Below are 21,712 nucleotides of genomic sequence, written 5' to 3' on the forward strand. Positions count from 1 at the left end.
CAATTAAATAAAATATTTTAATGTATGGGTGATTTTATTCTTGATCAGGGAACATAATAAGAAAAGAAATATATGTTCAGAAAAATCGTATTGAGCCTTCTTATACTAGTAGGAATTTCATTTAACGCACAAAGCGCAGGCATCAATTTTCAAAAAATTGATTTGGAAGCCGCGAAAAAAATCGCAGCAAAAGAGAATAAACTGATCTTCATTGATCTGTTCACCACATGGTGCGGACCTTGCAAGCTCATGGCAAAAAACACTTTCACTGATGCCAGAATCGGAGATATGTTCAACAAAAATTTTGTAAACCTTGCCATAGATGCAGAAAAAGAAGGGCTAAACCTTGCTAAAGAATTTAAAGTGGTAAACTATCCTTCCTTTTTATTTCTGGATTCAAAAGGAAAACTGGTTCAATATGATTTCGGATACTATAATCCTGAACAGTTTTTGGAAGTTGAGCATCTGTTCTGAAAAAAAAGATGTCTCAATCCGGCAAAACTTTAGATCAGGTAAAAGGAAAAATGATAGGTGATAAAATTGATAATTTCAATGCAAAAGATCATTTAGGAAATACATTTTCATCATCAAAGGAAAACAAAAAACTGGTAATTGTTTTTATTCGTGGGCAATGGTGCCCTTATTGTAACAAATATATTGAAACATTACAAAATCTGGCTCCGGAGCTGAAATCGAAAAACGCAAGACTTGTCATTATTTCTCCAGAAAAACCGGAGTTTATAGAAAAGACGATCAGCAAAACAAAGACAGATTATACAGTTTTATATGATGAAGGATATAAAATTGCAGAAGCATTTGATGTCCTGTACACTCCAGACAGTGAAACACTTAATTTCTACAACTCAAAATTAAAGGAAGATTTTGCCAACAGCAGATCAGATCATTCAGGGAGGCTTCCTGTGTCCGCAACTTTCATCCTGAATGAGGGGAAAGAAATTACATGGAGACATTTTGATCCGGACTATAAAAACAGAGCATCCGTAGAAGACATTTTAAAAAATCTGAATTGATTTTCTCAGAGATTTCTGCCTGGAAAAGATACTCATCATCATACCAAGTTGGCAAAATTGAAAAAATCTATAATCATTTTGAATGATAAAATAAGTAACACTTCTATTGCGATTAGGGCATAAGACAAAATATTTTAGGGATCAGGCTTAAAAAAAGAAAGTTTCTAAATTTTTTAGGGACAAAAAATTATCTATTTTAGCGAGGCAAAAAATCTGGACACAGACTCATTAGGAATAATGCTGTATTTGACAGCCTTCCTTTCAAGTAAGACAGAAGATTTGCAAAGAATGAGAAAACGAAATGGAGTCTCAAAACTTTAATGAAATGAACAATGAAATTTAGAAATTGGTTTTTATTAATTCTACTATTTTTAGCGACAGGAATTAATGCGCAGATAAAAAATCCTGTAAAGTTTAAATTCACCATCAACGATTTGGGGAACAATCAATACGAAGCGGTATTGAATGCTACCATGGAAAACGGATGGCATATTTACTCGAAAGACTTACCGGAAGACACCGGTATTCCGACCGAGTATAAAGTGACAGGAAAAAATATTGAGTTGATCGGAAAATTTACCGAAGTAGGTAAAAAACATGAAGAATTTTCTGAAGCGTTTGGAGGAACAATTGTTTTCTACTCCAATTCTGCTGGATTTAAGCAAAAATTTAAATTAAAAGATCCTACAAAACCCGCAGATGTCACTTCTGAGATTACCTATCAGACCTGTGATGACAGAGTTTGTCTGGCTCCCAACACATTAGAATTCAACCAAAAAGTTACGCCAAAAGGAGCAACGGAAGAGGCTGCAACCGAAGAAACTACAGGTCCTGCAAAAGATTCTGTAAAAATAACTGAGACGGTTACTGAAAATCCTGCAAAAACAGAAGCTACGATTACAGAAACTTCAAAACTGGATCCTAAGCAGCTGAAAATTGAAAGTATTGATTTCAAAAAACCATTGACGGATTGCGGTACAGCGTCTACCAAAGTGGATGAAAACTACTGGACGTATCTATTCTTAGGATTTATCGGAGGATTAATTGCTTTGCTTACGCCATGCGTTTTCCCGATGATTCCACTAACGGTTTCATTCTTTACAAAAGGAAGTAAAGACAAAGCAAAAGGAAAAAGAGATGCGCTTATTTATGGGTTTTTCATTCTTCTTATCTTCGTTTTATTGAGTATTCCTTTCCATATTATTGATGGAATCGCCGGAAATATCTTCAACGAGATTTCTACAAGCGTATGGTTGAATATTGCTTTCTTTATCATATTCATCTTCTTTGCCGGAAGTTTCTTCGGGTATTATGATATCACTCTACCAAGTTCTATTGCCAACAAATCTTCTAAAGCGGAAGAGGCAGGAGGAATTATCGGTATTTTCTTTATGGCATTAACCTTGGTGATTGTTTCTTTCTCATGTACAGGTCCTATTTTAGGAAGTTTACTGGGAAGTGCAGTAACAGGCTCATCCAATGTTCCAATGCTGTTGACCTTTGCGTTGGCAGGATTCGGACTGGCATGGGCGATTATTTTTGGATTGTTGGCATTGTTCCCGCAGGCATTGCAAAGTCTTCCGAAATCAGGAGGATGGATGAATACCGTAAAAGTGGTATTAGGTTTCGTAGAACTGGCATTAGCGTTAAAATTCTTGTCTAAAGCAGATCTCGTTTCTAAAACCTTCTTCTTAAAAAGGGAACTTTTCATTGCGATCTGGATTATTATCGCATTAGGATTAGCAATCTATTTATTAGGATTGATCAGATTCCCTCATGATGATAAGAAACCTAAAATTTCTATCACCAGAAAAATATTAGGGGTATTGGGAATTGGTTTTGTGATCTATCTGGTTCAGGGTTTAATCCCATCTGACCGTCCGAAACTTCAATTATTAAGTGGGATTTTACCTCCATTGAACGTAAGCTATTTCCATGATGAAAAAGACGGAATTTTAGGAATGCATCCGGAACACGACTTCTTCAAAGCTATAGAACTGGCTAAAAAAGAAGACAAGCCAATCCTGATTGACTTCACAGGATACGGATGTGAAAACTGTAGAAAAATGGAGGAATTTGTATGGAGCGAACCAGACATCTTGCCAATCTTACAGAATGATGTTGTATTAGCTTCTCTATATGTAGATGATAAGGAAGAACTTCCTGAAGATCAGAAAACCAAAATTGACCTTGGAGACGGACAGATCAAGAAGGTAAAAACAATTGGGGACAGATGGAGTTTATTCCAACAGGTGAACTTCAATAATAACTCTCAACCTCACTATGTTTTAATCACTCCGGACGGAAAAGTAATTAATACTCCTGTTTCAGGATATATGCCAAAAGAGGATTTCAAAAAATTCCTTGAATGCGGGGTAAATTTCTACAAAAAGAATAAATAAATTATTCACATATCATTCAAAAACTCACACTTTATCGTGTGAGTTTTTTGTTTTCATGAATTAAATAAACAACAAAACACCAAACGTAGTGTAAAATTAATTACATTTGAATAACCATCACTTATTCAAATACATATGAGATATTTAACAACTACTTTTTTATTTTTTACTTTTTCAATAATCACAGCACAGACTGCTCCTTCCATAGAATGGCAAAAAGCATTGGGAGGTACTCAGAGCGAATCCGCCAATGCAATCCAGCAAACCTCTGATGGAGGTTATATTGTAGCAGGAAACTCTATGTCCAATGATGGAGATGTGAGCGGACACCACGGACAAGGTGATTATTGGGTCATAAAACTTGATTCGGCCGGAAATATAGTATGGCAAAAATCTTTAGGGGGAAGTAATCTGGATACTGCACAATCTATCCGTCAGACTATAGACGGAGGATATATTGTTGCCGGATCATCCAACTCAAATGATGGAGATATTACCGGGTATCATGGAAACTATGACTTCTGGATTGTAAAAATAGATTCTAATGGAAATATACAATGGCAGAAGTCTTTAGGTGGGAGTAATCTCGATCAGGCTCTGTCTATTCAACAGACCGTTGAAGGTGGATATATTGCTGTCGGCTGGTCAAGCTCTAATGATGGAGATGTGAGCGGAAATCAGGGAGGACAGGATTACTGGGTTGTAAAATTAGACAATAGCGGAAATATAGAATGGCAAAAATCATTAGGGGGAAGCGGCAGCGACCAAGCCTCTTCTGTACAGCAAACGTTTGATGGTGGATATATTATTGCGGGATCTACAACTTCCAATAACGGCCATGTTACCGGAAACAATGGCGGTTACGACTTTTGGGTAGTAAAACTGAACTACGCAGGAAATATGCAGTGGCAAAAAACATTAGGAAATAATAGTAATAATATGGCTTCTTCTGTACAGCAGACTTTTGATGGCGGATATATTGTTGCGGGAACTTCTTTTAATCCCTTACATTCTGAAAACGGACTTCCTGATTATTGGGTGGTAAAATTAAATAGTAATGGGGTTCCTCAGTGGGATAAATATTTTGGAGGAAGTGCTCATGATAATGGTATAGCAATCCGGCAGACAAGCGAATGGGATTATATTTTTGCAGGCTGGACTGCTTCCAATAACGGACAGGTAACAGGAAATCATGGAAATAATGATTGCTGGATTATAAAAATGGACAGTAACGGAAATATGAAATGGGAAAAGACTCTGGGAGGGAGTAATTATGAAAACTTAACCGCTGTAGAGCTAACTGATGATAATGGTTATATTATTTCAGGAAATACAGGATCTATAGACGGAGATGTTACAGGAAATCATGGTTTACTTGATGCCTGGGTAGTTAAGTTAAGTCAGGAACAATTAGGAGTATCAGAAAGTCAGCAGATCAGTAAGCCTAACCTCTACCCTAACCCGGCAAAAGATTTCTTTTATGCAGATAACTTACCTCAGGAAAGCAACATTCATATTACCGATATGTCGGGAAGGAAAATATTCTCAGAAAAGTATCATGAGAAAAAAATAAAAATCAATACTTCTGCATTTTCTGAAGGAATCTATATTGTACAGATAAAAAGCAAAGAGGAAATCATTCTCTCAAAGAAAATAACAGTCAGTAGATAATTTATTGACTAATACTTTAATCATTCGGGAGAAATAACATCATAGATTATTTTTTAGCGAATTGAATAAAATTAATTACATTAGAATAAACTAATACCCATCAAAAATATGAGAAACTTATCGTTTATTCTACTATTATTTATAACTTCAATTCTATACGCTCAGACTGCTCCTTCCATTCAATGGCAAAAATCGATGGGTGGAAGTAATGTAGATCTGTTTCACTTTGTAGAACCAACTTCTGATGGCGGATATATTGTCTCGGGTTCTACCTTTTCCAACAACGGAGATCTTACACAGAATTTTGGCAGCAGGGACGCCTGGATTATTAAATTTGATTTCAACGGAAATATACAATGGCAAAAATTATTAGGAGGCAGCCAGGCAGAATTATTCCATTCTATACGGGAAACTTCCGATGGAGGATATATTCTTGCCGGAGGATCAACTTCTGCAGATGGCAACCTTACGAGCAACAATGGTTTTGAAGATTATTGGATTGTAAAATTAGATTCAACTGGGGATATAGAATGGCAAAAATCGATGGGCGGAAGCGATCGCGATATTGCAAAAGATATTTTGCAAACTTCTGACGAAGGATACATTATTGCCGGAACAAGCTATTCTAATGATGGTGACGTACTGGGAAGCCATGGAGGTGCGGATATCTGGATCATTAAGACAAATTCCGCAGGAAATGTACAATGGCAAAAATCCTTAGGCAGCAGTTCAGTGGAACAAGTTCAATCTATCCAGCAAACTTCTGACAATGGATATATTATTGGCGCCGCCACGGGAAATATTGCTGACGGAGATGTTACACAAATTTATGGAGGATCGGATTATTGGATTATAAAACTGGATTCATACGGGAATTTACAATGGCAGAAGTCCTTAGGTGGAACAGGCTTTGATACTGCCAATTCTATTCAACAGACTTTTGATGGGGGCTATATTGTTGCCGGAATATATGAAAGGTCTATTTATCCTTATCCTTTAAATTCTGATTATGGCATCATAAAACTAGCCAGTAATGGAGATGTACAATGGCAAAAATTTTTTGGAGGCAATAAAAGTGATGGTGCAAAATCTATTCAACAAACAGCTGATGGAGGATATATAATTGCAGGGCTTTCCAATTCTAACAATGGTGACGTGCTGGGAAATCATGGAAATACTGATGCATGGATTATAAAAACAGATAACACAGGAACGCTTCAATGGCAAAAATCTTTAGGCGGAACCGGCAATGAGAATGCGGAGACTATCCGGAAGACCGTAGATGGCGGGTTCATTATCATTGGGTATTCCAGTTCCATCAATGGAGATGTTTCAGAGAACCACGGCAATATTGACGGGTGGATCGTAAAGCTAAGCCCGGAACAACTAAGCATCTCCGAAAGTCAGAAAATGAATCCACCTAACCTCTACCCTAACCCGGCAAAAGATTTCTTTTATGCAGATAACTTACCTCAGGAAAGCAATATTGATATTACCGATATGTCGGGAAGAAAAATTTTCTCACAAAAGAATCATGAGAAAAAAATAAAAATCAATACTTCTGCATTCTCTGAAGGAATTTATATTGTACAGATAAAAAGCAAAGAGGAAATCATTCTATCAAAGAAAATAACAGTCAGCAGATAATTTATTGACCAATACTTTCATCATTCGGGAGAAATAACGTCAATAGATTATTTTTTCTGCTTAAAACACTCACCCATTACTGCGTGAGTGTTTTTGTTTACCTCTTCAGTTCATCAGGTTCATTGCCCAAACAATAAAGTCATTTCTTTCATTTTCTAAAAAAATAAAAGAAATGGAAGCATTTAAAAATTAATTACAAAAACAATCAATAGATTCATGAATCTATTGATTATTCCACAAACAAGGCACGCTTGTTGTAAGAATTTTTCAAAAAAAACACCGTTTAACATTTAAAAATTTTTAATCATGGCAGAAGTAATTGCACAAGAGAAACAAGGCGGAAAGCAAAAGAAAAAAATGATCCGCGTGGACATGACTCCTATGGTAGATCTGGGATTCTTACTCATCACCTTCTTTATGTTCACCACTAATTTTACAAAACCTAACGTAATGGATTTAGGATTACCAGCGAAAGACCCAAATCCCAATCCTATCAACACTCCGGTGATTGGAGACCAAAACCAGATTACCTTTATCCTTGGAAAAGACAACCGTGTATTTTATCATCAGAGCAATCAGAAAGATCTCAATACAGGAAACCTTAAGGAGACTGATTTCAGTGGAATAAAAATTTCAAAAATCATTGCTGAAGCCTATAAAAAAGCTCCGGCACCTGAGAAATTCACAGTCATTGTAAAACCTACAGATGAAGCCAATTACAAAAATTTTGTAGATATGCTGGATAACCTTGCTATTTCTAAAAAGGAACGATATGGCGTAACAGACATCAAGCCTTGGGAAACAAAGATTTACAAGGAATTAACTCAATAAAAGACAAGGGCATTTTTTAAATGCTCTTTTTTTGACTAAATTTGAAAGGAGAAACAGATCTGCAGCATGCAAACTGCTGTATTATTTTTAACCTTCTAAATTTTGGAATCATGCTGAACTTTGAAAGAAAAGGAAACGGAAAAGAAACTTTAGTACTTCTTCACGGATTTATGGAAAACCTATCCATCTGGAGCGATATGGAGCATCATCTTTCCAAAGATTTTTCACTACTCAAAATTGACCTTCCCGGCCACGGACAGTCTGAAATTCTGGCTGAAGTTCACACCATGGAACTGATGGCTGAGGAAGTAAAAAAAGTTTTAGACCATCAGAATTTAGAAAAAGTTCACCTTCTGGGACATTCCATGGGAGGCTATACTTCACTTGCCTTTGCTGAAAAATATCCCCGTTCTTTAAAAACTTTAACGTTATTTTTCTCTACCTACTTTCCGGATGATGAAGAGAAAAAACAACAACGTATCAAAAGCTATAGAATCATCAAAGATGCATTTGCCCATTATGCAAGAGCGGGAGTACCTAATTTATTCAATCCGAATGAAAGAGACATTCTGGAAGGAAAAATTGAAACAGCTCTTGAAACAGCCCTTTCCACCAACAATTTAGGGGCTCTTGCCTCTGTGAAGGGTATGGTAGAAAGAACAGACAAAAAGCATGTTCTGGAAAATCTGGAAGCTAAAATATTAATATTGGCCGGTAAACATGACAATGCTGTAAAAACCGATATGATGATCAAACATCTTCCGGACAGAACGAATATTAAATCTTATATCCTGGACTGCGGCCACAACGGTCACTGGGAAAAGCCAGGAATCTGCGCAGAAATCATCAATACAGAACTTCTTCACAATCTTCCTAAAAAACTGGTTTTATAAAACAGGTAACATGACAAATTAAGCTGCGCATAACAAAAAATCCTGTATATTAGTAGAGGATAATTTTGGTAATGGCTTTATTTTCATTCAAAAAAAAGAAACCACCGGCACCACCGGTTATCGGACTTACACTTTCAGGCGGAGGAATGCGTGGGATTGCTCATATTGCCGTACTGAAAGCGCTGGAAGAATACAATCTGAAACCACATATTATCTCAGGAACCAGTGCGGGCTCCATCATTGGTGCTTTTTATTCTTTTGGAAAAACACCTGACGAGATGATGGAAATTGTAAGACAGACTTCTTTTTTCTCAAGATCATCTTTAAAATTATCCAAAAACGGAATTTTCAGTTCCAATTTTATTTTAAAACTGTTCAAAGATTATTTCCCGGAAGACAATTTCAGTATTTTAGGAATTCCGATGTATGTGGCTGCTACTGAAATGACGCATGGCATCGTAGACTTCTTTTCTGAAGGAGAGCTTTTTGGACCATTACTGGCTTCCTCAAGCGTTCCTTTTATTCTCCCTCCGGTAAGAATTGGTGAGAAAATTTATGTGGATGGTGGCGTTCTGGATAATCTCCCTATTGAACCCATCATGGATAAATGTAATTTTCTGATCGCCTCTCATGTCAACTCCATTAGCTATGATGAATTAAACAAAATGAGTCTGATGAAGGAATTCGACAGAATTCTCCACTTAGCGATTGCCAAATCTGTGTATTCTAAAGCAAAATACTGCAATATCTTTTTGGATCCACCCAAAATGACGAAATACAGTCTTTTCAACAAAAGATACATGGATGAAATGTTTCAGCAGGTGTACGATTATACCTGCCAGGAACTTGAAGAAAAAGGGTTTCGTAAAAGTATTTAGGAATTTTAAAGACATTCCCGTTCTTCTCCTACAAACCTTCTTCTTTTACTTTCTCTTTAAAGTTCACTATTGTTCCGGCTAAAGAATCTAAAGATTTCCCTCCGGCTGCATTAATGTGCCCACCACCGTTGAAATATTTTCTTGAGAATTGATTCACGTCCACATCGTCTTTACTTCTGAAAGAAATTTTAACGAAGTCTTCGTACAAATCTTCCATAAAGAATGCTGACATTTTTACACCAGCAATGCTTAAACCATAGTTTACAAAACCTTCTGTATCTCCTTTCTGGAAACCAAATTCCTTAAGTTCATTTCTGGTAAGGCTTAAAACCGCTACTGTTCCATCATTCACTACTTCTATTCTTCCAAGAACCAAAGCAAGCAAATGCAGACGGGAAACCGTGTTCGTATCCCATGTATTGGAGGTAATCATGGCAGGATCTGCACCGTGTTCAATAAGATTAGCAATAATACGGTGAGTAGTGGCACTGGTAGAACGAAAACGGAAACCACCTGTATCAGTCATAATTCCAGTATAAAGACATTCTGCCATATCCTGATTCACCAGTTTTTCATCATTCATTGCTTCAATGAAATGATAAATCATCTGTGAAGTGGCAGGAATGACTGTATCGGAATACACAAAATCAAATTGTTCCGGCTGTTGGTGATGATCGATAAGAATTTTCTTCCCCGGAGCTTTTACCAGCCAGTCTCCCAATAATCCGATTCTTGACGGAGAATTAAAATCCAGGCAGAAAATAACATCTGCTCCCGCAATCATATCCGAAGCCAGTTTTCTTTTATATTCTGCAATAATAACTTTTTTAGATTCCGGCATCCATTTCAGAAATTTCGGAAAATCATTAGGCACGATAACCTCTGCATGAATTCCTTTTGCTTTCAGATAATGTTTTAATCCCAAGCTTGAACCAATAGCATCTCCATCCGGGTTATAATGGGTAAGGATCACTATTCTGCTATCCTGGGTAAGTAATGTATTGATATCTAAAAGTTCTGCTGGTGTAAACATCTGGTGTTTATTTTTCGTTAAAATTAAAGTTTTCAAAGATAGAGCTTTTATATAAATCATTTAAATATTATTTTTGCACCCGAAAATGGTTTTCCCATGAGGGTTTATAAATGCCTGACTGAAAAACATTACATTTAATTTTAAAAAAAGATAATTAAAGTTTGTAACTTATATTTTTTTATATATCTTTGCAACCTGAAAATTAATAGATTAATTACGATTTAAACATATAGTAATGAGTAAAAGAACATTCCAGCCATCAGAAAGAAAGAGAAGAAACAAACACGGTTTCAGAGAAAGAATGTCTACGCCAAATGGAAGAAGAGTTTTGGCTGCGAGAAGAGCTAAAGGCAGAAAGAGATTAACTGTAAGTGCTGCACGCGCTAAGAGATAATTTCTAATTATCATATACAAAACATGCTTGAGAAGTTCCTTTTCAGGCATTTTTTGTTGTTAAAATTTACTAAAATTAGAGTCAAATAGACTTCTTTTTTCTATTTTTAAAGATTGAAATTTTTTTGTTAGAAAACAGCCTTTAAAATTTAATTATGCCACATACAAATATCGCCGGAGACAATATTATAAGTTTACAAAACGCAAAGATTGCACAAAAAAACTTCACTGTACTTTCTGATGTAAATCTTAATATAAAGAAAGGTAGATTCTGCTACCTTATCGGAAAAACAGGTTCCGGAAAAAGTTCCCTACTGAAAACGCTTTACGGACACATCCCATTAGCATCAGGACACGGAGCTGTTGTAGGATTTGATCTGGCAAAACTAAAGCCATCCGATATTCCTAACTTAAGAAGGAAACTAGGTATCGTATTCCAGGATTTCCAGTTACTTTCTGACAGAACGGTTGAGAAAAACCTGAAGTTCGTTCTTGAAGCAACAGGATGGAATGACAAAGTAAAAATAGAAGACCGTATCAATGAGGTTTTAGGAAGCGTGAACATGAAGAGCAAGAAGCACAAAATGCCTCACGAACTTTCCGGAGGAGAACAGCAGCGTATTGCCATCGCAAGAGCCCTTCTTAACCACCCGGATCTTATCTTAGCGGATGAGCCGACAGGAAACCTTGACCCTGAGACTTCCAACGAAATTATGACGCTATTAAAGCAGGTTGCCCTTGAAAATGGCGCTGCAGTAGTAATGGCAACACACGATTATCACATGATTCAGAACTTCCCTGGTGAAGCCATCAGATGTGAAGACGGAAAAGTTTCTGTATTGGATACTTCAGAATTATTTGAATAAGAATAAAAAATAAGAAGCTCAGAAATAACTAAGTTCTAAAATCTAATTTCTAACTTCTTTACTTAAAAACATGAAACTCTTTGGTGAGTTCAAGATATTGGTCCGAGTATTGTCTCGGACTTTTTTCTATAATAAAATCAGATTCGTTGATTTCCTTTTCTTGTAAAGAAAACTCCAGAATCAATCTTTTTGCCTTTGAATTTTCAATTCCTTTGATATTCACTTTTCTGTTCAGATAAAGATTATTTTCTTTACCGATGGAAATAAAAACGTCTCCCGCTTCCACAGGTATGATCACAGAAAACATTCCGTTTTCGGACAATAATTCTGCCGCCTTACTAATTAACTGTCTGAAGTTTAATTCTACGGTTTGGCGCGCAATCTTATCTTTTTCAGACCCAGATTCTTCGAAGTAAGGAGGATTGGATACAATAAGATCAAAACAATCTTCAGTTTCAAAAGTTTTAAAATCCTGATGGCAATTTTTCAGCCTTGCACGAAAAGGAGAATTTTCAAAATTGAGCTGAGTAAGCCTTACAGCATCCTCATTAATATCCAGCCCTAAAAATCCAGCCTGTGGATTTCTTTGTGCCAGCATAAGAGAAATTAATCCCGTACCTGTTCCGACTTCCAAAACACTGGAAGCATGTTCAATATCAGCCAAAGCCCCAAGCAGAACACCGTCTGTTCCTACACGAAAGACGTCTTTAGACTGCTGAATTTCAAATTGTTTAAATGTAAAGGGTTTCACTATAAATTAGTAGGCAGTGTAATAATGAATGTAGATCCCTTCCCTACTTCTGATTTCACAGAGATCTCACCTTTATAATCCTCAATCATTTTTCTCACCATGGACAAACCAAGCCCCATTCCACTACTTTTAGAAGTAAAATTCGGTTCAAAAATTCTTTCGTACATATTTTCAGGAATCCCGACTCCATTATCCTGAACAGAGATAATCACTCTTCTTTGATGCTGTTCCACATCCACATTGATAATGAGTTTTCTCTGGTCACTTTCCGCCTGCTTTGCATTGGTCACAAGGTTTGTAATGATTCTGGAAAGATAAATTCTATCCATATTGATCATTATATTCGTCTTGTTGGCATGCATGAAAATACTATCATCATTGAATACGCGGAGAATATCTTCAACTTCTGTATTCAGATTGATCACTTCATTATTTTTTTCAGGAAGTTTGGCAAATTCTGAGAATGCTGAGGCTACTGTAGCAATCAGATCAATCTGGTCGACAATAGTTTTACTCATTTGCTTTACTCTTTCTCTGATATTAGGATCTTCAGGATCAAATTTTCTTTCAAAATTCTGAATGGTCAGCTTCATAGGAGTCAGCGGATTTTTCACCTCATGAGCCACCTGCTTGGCCATTTCTCTCCACGCTTCTTCAGATGCTTTAAACCTAAGCCTTTCTTTCTGATCCTGAATCTGTAGAATCATTCTGTTATAGGCTCTTGCCAGAGCATTAAGCTCATCATTTTTATAGTATCTGATAGGACGCATTTCATTTTCAAACAAAGTAATACGGGTAATCATATCAGAGAATTTCGTAATGGTTTTCGCCAGACTATTAGAAGTAACCCAGCTGATCCATATACTAAAAAGAATAAGGAATATATCGACTAAAAGAATATATTTTACATATTGATGAAGAACCTCAAGGTAAGCAGATTCATTGTGATATAAAGGGATATAAACAATTCCGATAGGTTCAAGTTCATTGTTTTTCAATAAAAGATAAGAAGAAGTAAGCTTAGCATCCTTAGTAGCATCATAATTCACCATATCTACTCTTGCGTCAGTAGACAGAATCTTATTGATGATTTCTATAGGAATTGTTTTCTGCTCAACTAATCCTTCATCTTTATTGGAAAGCAAATAGTTTCCTTTCAGATCATAAATAAAAATGTCATGCTGGTTGATATCCGCTATTTCAAAGATCTTATTCCCTAAAACTTCCGGAAGATCTTTTGTCTCTATAAGAGTCTGGCTTACTGCATAATCCAGATATCGCATTACAGCATTGGTTTTATCCTGCATATCGATATTACTCTGCTGTAAAGAATGATTTCTCAATACAAAGTAAGGAACAAGTGATGTAGCAACGACACTTAAAAAACATACCAGCAAGAAACCGAAAAACACCCGGTTTCTTAAGCTATATCCTTTATACTTATTTATTGACATTCTACTTTTTAATTAACCTAGCAATATACTTACCAATGATATCAAATTCCAGGTTTACTTGATCACCAATTTTCAAATGTTTCATATTCGTGAATTCCCAGGTGTAAGGAATAATAGCTACGGAAAACTGAGCATCTTCGCTCTTAGCAACAGTAAGACTGATCCCATTTACTGTAATTGAACCTTGAGGTACCGTTACAAAACTTCCGTCATTTTCATACTTCATAGTAATAAAATAACTTCCGTCTTTATTTTCAATATTAACAACTTCACCGGTTTTATCAACATGTCCCTGAACAATGTGGCCATCCAGTCTTCCATCCATTTTCATACAACGTTCAAGATTTACAACAGTTCCCAATTGCCATTTTCCAAGGTTGGTTTTTTCCAGTGTCTCGTTAATCGCTGTAACCACATATTGATTATCTTTTATCTCAACTACCGTAAGGCAACACCCGTTGTGGGCAAGGCTCTGATCAATTTTCAGTTCGTTTGTAAAAGGACACGTAAGGGTGAAATCTATATTACTTCCTTTTTCTTCAATCTTCTCAATAACACCAACTGCTTCAATAATTCCTGTGAACATATTATTTTTTGCTAAATTTGTAAATTATAATCTTCAAAGATAATCAAAATGAGCCCAAAAAACCATAAAGTACGAGTAGGAATTTCAATCGGTGATTTCAACGGCATCGGTCCGGAGATCATTATGAAGTCTCTGAAAGACAAAACTATTACAGATTTTTTCACGCCTGTAATTTTTGGTTCGGGAAAATTATTCACTTATCAGAAAAACATTTTTAAGCTGAATCTTAATTTCAACTACGTTAACGAGCCTTCACAGGCACAGGCAGGGAAACTTAATATGGTTAACCTTACCAAGGAAAACGTGAATGTAGAATTGGGAGTTCCTACTGAAGAATCTACGAAAATGGCGATTGACTCTTTAGAAGCGGCTACTGAAGCTTTGATGAAAGGAGATATTGATGTATTGGTAACCGCTCCGATCAACAAGGATGAAATGGTAAAAATGGGATTCAAGCATGCCGGACACACGGGCTATTTTGAAGAAAAATTCAATAAAAAAGGATTAATGTTCCTTGTTACTGAAGATCTTAAAGTAGCTGTTTCCACGCATCATATTCCTATTGCACAGGTAGCTGAAAATATTTCCAAGGAAAAAATAAAGAAACAGATCAGGGTATTAAATCAGACACTTATAGAAGATTTCTGTATTCAAAAACCAAAAATTGCTGTATTAGGACTAAATCCTCATGCAGGAGACGGAGGCGTTATCGGAAACGAAGAAATTGAAATCATCAGCCCGGCTATTAAAGAACTTTCTGACAACGGAATATTAGCATTCGGACCTTTCCCTGCAGACAGCTTTTTCCAGCCGAGTAAATATAAAAATTTCGATGCTGTTTTAGCGATGTATCATGACCAAGGACTGGCTCCTTTCAAAACATTAGCCTATGAGGAAGGAGTAAATTATACAGCCGGACTTCCTTTTATCAGAACATCTCCTGACCATGGAGTTGCTTACGATATTGCAGGAAAAAATGTGGCCGATGAGCAGAGTTTTACAGAAGCGATCTTCACAGCGATCCAGGTTTTCAAGAACAGAAGTGAATACAGCGAACTGATGAATGACCGCCTTCAGCCTAGAAAAATGGCTGTAGACAACGGAATAGATGAAGATCTACCGGAGGAAACTGAAGCATAAATCTTTAAAACAAATTTTAAATTAATTTGTTTCAGATTTTATTTGTTATTATAAAAAAAATGCATATTTTTGCACACTCATTTTATGGACAAGTTAAGAAACTATGACGTAAGCTTTTCCGGACTTAAAAACGGAAGACACGGGTTCAAGTTTGAGATAGATAAAACGTTCTTTCAATTATTTGACACTGAGCAGGAATTTACAAATCCTAGAATAGAAGTGAATGTATCACTTGATAAACACACTACTTTTTTAGAATTTGAGATTAAAATTAATGGATTGGTTGAGTTGGTTTGTGATATCACAAATGAAGATTTCGACTATCCTATTGAGAATGAAATCAAAATTTTGGTGAATTTCGGGGAAGAATATGATGACAGCAATGAAGATGTCATTACCATTCCTACTGCAGAGCATGCTTTCAATGTAGCACATTTGATTTATGAAAATGTGATGCTTTCTATCCCGATGAAAAAAATTTCACCGAATGTAAGTGATGACGATCTTAAAATTCTTGACCAGTTCAGTCCTAAAGATATTGAGGTAACTGAAGAAGAAGAACATGAAAGTGACCCTAGATGGGATGCTTTAAGAAAATTAAAAGACAATAATTAAATAGAATAATTTAAATATGATGAGATGATGAATCTCATCGCTCATCAATTAAAAAAGTTATTAGAAAATGGCACATCCAAAGAGAAGACAGTCGTCCACAAGAAGAGATAAGAGAAGAACTCACTACAAAGCTGTAGTTCCTCAATTAGCTAAAGATGCAACAACAGGAGAGCTTCACCTATACCACAGAGCTCACTGGCATGAAGGAAAACTTTACTACAGAGGTAAAGTAGTATTGGAAAAAGAAGTAGCTACTACTGAAGAAAACTAAGAGTCGCTTTTCACTGAAAAAGCCTCATTTTAATACAAAAACCGCCCAATTTTGATAAAATTTGGCGGTTTTTTGTTGTTTTTTACGTTTTTTTGGTATCTTTGACATCAAATCAAATATCAAATTTATGGACATTAAAGACATACAAAATCTTATCAAGTTTGTATCTAAGGCTGAAGTATCAGAAGTGAAGTACAAAACTAAAGATTTCGAAATCACTATTAAAACTCCATTAGCTGGAAGCGATGCTGTTTATGCACAACCTGCAGTATACCACACTGCTCCACAAGCGGTAGCTGCTCCGGCACCTGTTGCAACTCCGGCTGCTCCTGTTGCTGAAAAAGCTGAAGCTGCATCTGATGACAGCAAATATGTAACAATCAAATCTCCAATGATTGGTACTTTCTATAGAAAACCATCTCCTGATAAAGATGTATTTGTAAATGTAGGTGACGAAGTTTCTGTTGGTAAAGTAGTTTGTGTTATTGAAGCAATGAAGCTATTCAACCAGATTGAATCTGAAATCAGCGGAAAAATTGTTAAAATTTTAGTTGACGACGCTACTCCCGTAGAGTATGATCAACCTTTATTCTTAGTAGATCCATCTTAAGGAATTTTAGATTAAAGATTATAAATTTTAGATGAATCTTTTTTCATTTAAAATAATTTAAAATTCAAAATTTATAATTTAAAATTTCGGAGAGATGTTCAAAAAAATATTAATAGCCAATCGTGGCGAAATTGCAATGCGTATTTTACGTACTTGTAAAGAAATGGGGATCAAAACCGTTGCGGTATACTCTACTGCTGATAAAGACAGTCTTCACGTAAGATTTGCTGATGAAGCGGTATGTATTGGCCCTGCAATGAGTAAAGACTCATATCTTAAAATCCCTAACATTATTGCTGCTGCGGAAATTACCAATGCTGATGCAATTCACCCAGGTTACGGATTCTTATCTGAAAATGCTAACTTCTCAAGAATCTGCCAGAAGAACGGTATCAAATTCATTGGTGCTTCCCCTGAACAGATTGAAAAAATGGGAGACAAAGCAAATGCTAAGGCTACCATGAAAGCAGCAGGTGTACCATGTGTACCAGGTTCTGACGGATTGATCGAATCTTACGAACACGCTGTAAAAGTAGCTGAAGAAACAGGATACCCTGTAATGATCAAAGCTACTGCCGGTGGTGGTGGAAAAGGGATGAGAGCTGTTTGGAAAGCTGAAGACCTTAAAGATCACTGGGAATCAGCAATTCAGGAAGCTGTAGCGGCCTTTGGAAACGGAGGTATGTATATGGAAAAACTGATTGAAGAGCCTAGACACATCGAAATTCAGGTTGCGGGTGACCAATTCGGTAAAGCTTGCCACCTTTCTGAAAGAGACTGTTCTGTACAGAGAAGAAATCAGAAATTAACTGAAGAAACGCCTTCTCCTTTCATGACAGACGAACTTCGTGAGAAAATGGGTGATGCTGCTGTAAAAGCTGCTGAATTCATTGGATATGAAGGTGTAGGAACTATCGAATTCCTTGTAGACAAACACAGAAATTTCTATTTCATGGAAATGAATACAAGAATCCAGGTAGAACACCCTATTACTGAACAGGTAATTGATTATGACCTGATCAGAGAACAAATTCTTCTTGCTGCAGGAACTCCTATTTCAGGAATCAACTATTACCCTAAATTACATTCAATCGAGTGTAGAATCAACGCAGAAGACCCTTACGCAGACTTCAGACCGTCTCCGGGAAAAATCACAGGATTAAATATCCCTGGCGGACACGGAATCAGAGTAGATACTCACGTATATTCCGGATATACAATCCCTTCTAACTACGACTCAATGATTGCTAAGCTTATCACTACGGCTCAGACCCGTGAAGAAGCTATTGCAAAAATGAGACGTGCTCTTGAGGAATTTTATATTGAAGGAGTAAAAACAACCATTCCTTTCCACAGACAACTGATGGATAATGAAGATTATCTTTCAGGGAACTACACCACAAAATTCATGGAGGATTTTGTAATGGACAGAAAATATGATAATCACTAAGATTATTTTACAATAAAAATGAAACTGCCTCTTTTTGAGGCAGTTTTTATTTTTAGCCTGTAAACTTGAAATTTTCAATACAAAGCATCAATCAGTCGTTATCGTGGTTATTGCTGAAGTATAAATAAAAATTAATAAAGAGACAGAAAATAAAATTTCACACTTATAAAGATATAATACCTATAACAGTCTGTCAACAGGGAAAATATTTTCTAATCCTCCATTATTCCACCCTAAAATCTACTTCAATTATACCCTCAAACGTCACTTGATAATTGTTTATACATATCATTAATATTGCGTAAATTTGTTGAAAACCAAAATATATGTCAACAGCAGAACAAACAAAAAACTCGCAGTATTTTATTGACCTTGAAGACAAACATGGAGCACACAACTATCACCCGCTTCCAGTAGTTCTGGACCGCGGAGAAGGTGTTTTCGTTTGGGATGTGGAAGGTAAAAGGTACTATGATTTTCTTTCAGCATATTCTGCTGTGAACCAAGGGCATTCTCATCCTAAAATTGTAAGCGCTTTGGTAGAGCAGGCTCAAAAACTGGCTTTAACTTCAAGAGCATTCTACAACTCTAAATTAGGAGAATACGAACAGAAAATAACGACCCTTTTTGGATTTGATAAAGTTTTACCAATGAACTCCGGAGCTGAAGCTGTGGAAACTGCTGTAAAACTAGCCAGAAAGTGGAGTTATGAAGTAAAAGGAATTGCAGAAAACGCAGCGAAAATTATCGTGTGCGAAAACAACTTCCACGGAAGAACAACAACTATTGTTTCTTTCTCTAACGATCCGGATGCCAACCAAAACTACGGACCTTTTACCCCAGGATTTATTAAAATTCCTTATAACGATATTGCAGCCTTAGAAGAAGTTCTTAGCAGAGAAGCAGCAAATATTGCAGCATTCCTTGTAGAACCTATTCAGGGAGAAGCCGGAGTATATGTTCCGGATGAAAACTTCCTTAAAAATGCGTCTGAATTATGTAAAAAATACAATGTTCTTTTCATTGCTGATGAAGTTCAGACAGGTATTGCAAGAACAGGAAAACTGATTGCATGTCACCATGAAAATGTACAACCAGATATTTTGATCCTAGGAAAAGCGCTTTCCGGAGGAATGTATCCTGTATCCGCTGTGTTAGCAAATGATAACATCATGAATGTTATCAAACCGGGACAACACGGTTCTACATTTGGAGGAAACCCTATTGCATGCGCAGTAGCGGTAGCAGCATTGGATGTGGTAGCTGATGAAAAACTGTCTGAAAGAGCAGAAGAATTAGGAAAACTTTTCAGAGCTGAAATAGAGAAGCTTATTGAAAAAACAGATCTTATTACCAAAGTAAGAGGAAAAGGCCTTTTAAATGCTATCTTGATCAATGATACACCTGATAGTTCTACTGCATGGAACCTTTGCTTGCAATTGAAAGAAAACGGATTGCTGGCAAAACCTACGCATGGTAATATCATCAGGCTTGCACCGCCATTGGTAATTACTGAAGAGCAATTGTTGGATTGCGTGAAGATTATTGAGAAGACAATTCTTGAGTACAAATAAATGGCTCTTTCCCTTGCAATCATTACTTATAATGAAGAAGAGAACATCGTAAGACTTTTAGATTCATTAACAGATATTGTGGATGAAATTATTATTGTCGATAGCTTTTCTACAGATAAGACCAAAGAGATTTGCACTCAAAAATATCCTCAGGTAAAATTCTTTGAGAAAAAATTTAATGGGTATGGTGAACAAAAAAACCATGCCCTTCATTTATGTTCCCATGAATGGATTTTGTTTCTGGATGCTGATGAAGTTCCTGATCAAAATCTGAAAAAATCTATACAAAACATTGTTTCTTCAGAAAATACTGAATTCAATGTGTATAAAGCAAAATTCAACAATCATCTTGGGATTCACCTGATCCGATTTGGTGGTTGGGGAAATGTATGCCGTGAAAGGCTTTTCAGAAAAAAATATGCAAAGTATTCTGATGATAAAGTTCATGAATTTTTGATTACTGATCAGAAGGTGGGCCTTATGGAAGGAAAACTGGATCATTATACTTACAAAAGCATTCATCATCATGTTTCGAAAATCAATAAATATTCGGATATGATGGCTGAAAAGATGTTTGAGAGAGGAAAAAGAATCAACAGATTTAAAATCATTGTAAGCCCAATGTTTGAGTTTATTAAGGTTTTTATTTTCAAACTTGGTTTTCTGGATGGATTTCCAGGATTTTATATTGCTAAAACAATGTCTTATTACACCTTCCTGAAATACATTAAACTGCATGAAAAAACACGACTGTACGAAAAAATACGGATGCAGGAAATTGAAAAAAATACAGTAAAATAGTATGATTCTGTATCTTATTCCTGTTTTAATAGCGATATTTATCGTTATATATTTCCGTCTCTATTTATTTGCATTTCCTTACAACAGACTGGTCATCCTTATGTACCACCAGGTTGAAAAGAAAAGCCATGAAGATCTTACAGTCAGTTTAAAAAATCTTGAACAGCAGTTTTCATATCTGAGCTCTAAAAAGTATACTTCATATTTTTTCTCAGAGCTTCCTCTTTCGGCAAAAAGAAACATTATCATCACCTTTGATGACGGATATAGAAACAACCTCGAATATCTCCCCTCTTTACTGGAAAAGTATAATCTGAAGGCGACAATTTTTATTCCAACAGAATTTATTGAAAAGGGATATAACAATTATTCAATGATGACCTTTGATGAAATCAGAAGTCTGGATAAAAAATATTTTGAGATTGCCCTTCATAGCCATGCCCATGAAAATTTAAGAAATGTATCTCTTGACTTTATAGAAAAAGATCTAAAAAAAAATATGGAGATTCTCGATGCCCAAAATATAGGGTATTCAAAGGTTTTGGCATATCCTTATGGAAAATATCCACAAAAAAAACATGATAAATTAGCATTTTTTTCTATTTTGAAAAAAATAGGAATTGATTTTGCAGTAAGAATTGGAAATAAAGTGAATTATCACCCTACCCAGCACCCATACGAACTGTGTAGAATTGATATAAAAGGCAAAGATTCGCTTATAAAATTCAAATTAAAACTTATCTTTGGCAGATTAAAACTATTTTAAAAAACAATTTTAGGGAAGTATTCACCTACTTCTCTGTCAAACAAATCGT

Annotated in this window: 22 protein-coding genes; 18 read left to right on the plus strand and 4 right to left on the minus strand. The window is 35.9% G+C overall.

Translation table 11 applies throughout. The features are described 5' to 3' along the window. The first annotated feature begins 72 nt into the window (after positions 1 to 72). From BUE84_RS20835 to BUE84_RS20870, 8 genes are all read left to right on the plus strand, one after another. The gene (locus BUE84_RS20835) at positions 73 to 474 is read left to right on the plus strand and encodes a thioredoxin family protein (RefSeq protein ID WP_079243340.1); all 402 of its coding nucleotides are present in this window, start codon (positions 73 to 75) and stop codon (positions 472 to 474) included. Between the two features lie 8 nt (positions 475 to 482). Next, positions 483 to 1,031 (plus strand): peroxiredoxin-like family protein, encoded by a 549-nt coding sequence (locus BUE84_RS20840; protein ID WP_079243341.1) that lies wholly within the window; start codon positions 483 to 485, stop codon positions 1,029 to 1,031. A 332-nt stretch (positions 1,032 to 1,363) separates the two neighbouring features. Continuing rightward, positions 1,364 to 3,433 (plus strand): protein-disulfide reductase DsbD family protein, encoded by a 2,070-nt coding sequence (locus BUE84_RS20845; RefSeq protein WP_079243342.1) that lies wholly within the window; start codon positions 1,364 to 1,366, stop codon positions 3,431 to 3,433. A 135-nt stretch (positions 3,434 to 3,568) separates the two neighbouring features. Continuing rightward, complete coding sequence (locus BUE84_RS20850) at positions 3,569 to 5,104, plus strand: T9SS type A sorting domain-containing protein (RefSeq protein WP_079243343.1); 1,536 nt, start codon at positions 3,569 to 3,571, stop codon at positions 5,102 to 5,104. 108 nt (positions 5,105 to 5,212) lie between these two features. Next, on the plus strand, positions 5,213 to 6,751 hold the full coding sequence (locus tag BUE84_RS20855; protein WP_079243344.1) for a T9SS type A sorting domain-containing protein: 1,539 nt from the start codon (positions 5,213 to 5,215) through the stop codon (positions 6,749 to 6,751). 306 nt (positions 6,752 to 7,057) lie between these two features. Beyond that, a complete protein-coding gene (locus BUE84_RS20860) occupies positions 7,058 to 7,582 on the plus strand; it encodes a biopolymer transporter ExbD (RefSeq protein ID WP_079243345.1) in 525 nt (174 codons plus the stop codon). Between the two features lie 110 nt (positions 7,583 to 7,692). Next, the gene (locus tag BUE84_RS20865) at positions 7,693 to 8,475 is read left to right on the plus strand and encodes an alpha/beta fold hydrolase (RefSeq protein ID WP_079243994.1); all 783 of its coding nucleotides are present in this window, start codon (positions 7,693 to 7,695) and stop codon (positions 8,473 to 8,475) included. Between the two features lie 71 nt (positions 8,476 to 8,546). Then, positions 8,547 to 9,353, plus strand: coding sequence for a patatin-like phospholipase family protein (locus BUE84_RS20870; RefSeq protein ID WP_079243346.1), 807 nt, complete (start codon positions 8,547 to 8,549; stop codon positions 9,351 to 9,353). Between the two features lie 28 nt (positions 9,354 to 9,381). Here BUE84_RS20870 and BUE84_RS20875 read toward each other — a convergent pair whose 3' ends face one another. Beyond that, the gene (locus tag BUE84_RS20875) at positions 9,382 to 10,386 is read right to left on the minus strand and encodes a DHH family phosphoesterase (RefSeq protein ID WP_034693239.1); all 1,005 of its coding nucleotides are present in this window, start codon (positions 10,384 to 10,386) and stop codon (positions 9,382 to 9,384) included. Positions 10,387 to 10,621: 235 nt separating this feature from the next. Between BUE84_RS20875 and rpmH the strand changes: the two genes are divergently transcribed. After that, complete coding sequence (gene rpmH, locus BUE84_RS20880; protein WP_002976260.1) at positions 10,622 to 10,780, plus strand: 50S ribosomal protein L34; 159 nt, start codon at positions 10,622 to 10,624, stop codon at positions 10,778 to 10,780. Between the two features lie 154 nt (positions 10,781 to 10,934). Further along, positions 10,935 to 11,645, plus strand: a complete 711-nt coding sequence (locus tag BUE84_RS20885) for a cell division ATP-binding protein FtsE (RefSeq protein WP_034692990.1) — start codon at positions 10,935 to 10,937, stop codon at positions 11,643 to 11,645. 58 nt (positions 11,646 to 11,703) lie between these two features. On the opposite strand, the gene BUE84_RS20890 is transcribed toward BUE84_RS20885, so the two are convergent. Genes BUE84_RS20890 through BUE84_RS20900 form a run of 3 tightly spaced genes read right to left on the minus strand, consistent with a single transcriptional unit; the run spans position 11,704 to position 14,436 of the window. Continuing rightward, positions 11,704 to 12,396 carry a tRNA1(Val) (adenine(37)-N6)-methyltransferase gene (locus BUE84_RS20890; protein ID WP_079243347.1) on the minus strand — a complete coding sequence of 231 codons (693 nt, stop codon included), beginning with the start codon at positions 12,394 to 12,396 and terminating at the stop codon, positions 11,704 to 11,706. Beyond that, on the minus strand, positions 12,396 to 13,850 hold the full coding sequence (locus tag BUE84_RS20895) for a sensor histidine kinase (protein ID WP_079243348.1): 1,455 nt from the start codon (positions 13,848 to 13,850) through the stop codon (positions 12,396 to 12,398). Before BUE84_RS20895 ends, BUE84_RS20890 begins: the two co-directional genes overlap by 1 nt. A 1-nt stretch (position 13,851) precedes the next feature. Beyond that, positions 13,852 to 14,436 carry a riboflavin synthase gene (locus tag BUE84_RS20900; RefSeq protein WP_079243349.1) on the minus strand — a complete coding sequence of 195 codons (585 nt, stop codon included), beginning with the start codon at positions 14,434 to 14,436 and terminating at the stop codon, positions 13,852 to 13,854. Positions 14,437 to 14,484: 48 nt separating this feature from the next. On the opposite strand from BUE84_RS20900, the gene pdxA reads away from it, so the two are divergent. From pdxA to BUE84_RS20940, 8 genes are all read left to right on the plus strand, one after another. Next, a complete protein-coding gene (pdxA, locus tag BUE84_RS20905) occupies positions 14,485 to 15,576 on the plus strand; it encodes a 4-hydroxythreonine-4-phosphate dehydrogenase PdxA (protein ID WP_079243350.1) in 1,092 nt (363 codons plus the stop codon). 84 nt (positions 15,577 to 15,660) lie between these two features. Continuing rightward, complete coding sequence (locus tag BUE84_RS20910) at positions 15,661 to 16,191, plus strand: YceD family protein (RefSeq protein ID WP_079243351.1); 531 nt, start codon at positions 15,661 to 15,663, stop codon at positions 16,189 to 16,191. Positions 16,192 to 16,258: 67 nt separating this feature from the next. Beyond that, a complete protein-coding gene (gene rpmF, locus BUE84_RS20915; protein ID WP_007843326.1) occupies positions 16,259 to 16,462 on the plus strand; it encodes a 50S ribosomal protein L32 in 204 nt (67 codons plus the stop codon). Positions 16,463 to 16,589: 127 nt separating this feature from the next. After that, the gene (accB, locus tag BUE84_RS20920) at positions 16,590 to 17,072 is read left to right on the plus strand and encodes an acetyl-CoA carboxylase biotin carboxyl carrier protein (RefSeq protein WP_034692974.1); all 483 of its coding nucleotides are present in this window, start codon (positions 16,590 to 16,592) and stop codon (positions 17,070 to 17,072) included. A gap of 94 nt (positions 17,073 to 17,166) precedes the next feature. Beyond that, positions 17,167 to 18,522 (plus strand): acetyl-CoA carboxylase biotin carboxylase subunit, encoded by a 1,356-nt coding sequence (gene accC, locus BUE84_RS20925; protein WP_034692971.1) that lies wholly within the window; start codon positions 17,167 to 17,169, stop codon positions 18,520 to 18,522. Between the two features lie 326 nt (positions 18,523 to 18,848). Further along, entirely contained in the window at positions 18,849 to 20,096 is a 1,248-nt protein-coding gene (rocD, locus tag BUE84_RS20930) for an ornithine--oxo-acid transaminase (RefSeq protein WP_079243352.1), read from the plus strand. Next, a complete protein-coding gene (locus BUE84_RS20935; RefSeq protein WP_079243353.1) occupies positions 20,097 to 20,897 on the plus strand; it encodes a glycosyltransferase family 2 protein in 801 nt (266 codons plus the stop codon). Between the two features lies 1 nt (position 20,898). After that, a complete protein-coding gene (locus BUE84_RS20940; RefSeq protein WP_079243354.1) occupies positions 20,899 to 21,663 on the plus strand; it encodes a polysaccharide deacetylase family protein in 765 nt (254 codons plus the stop codon). The last annotated feature ends 49 nt before the right edge of the window (positions 21,664 to 21,712 follow it).

It is taken from the genome of Chryseobacterium indologenes (assembly GCF_002025665.1).
In the GTDB taxonomy this organism is placed as follows: domain Bacteria; phylum Bacteroidota; class Bacteroidia; order Flavobacteriales; family Weeksellaceae; genus Chryseobacterium; species Chryseobacterium metallicongregator.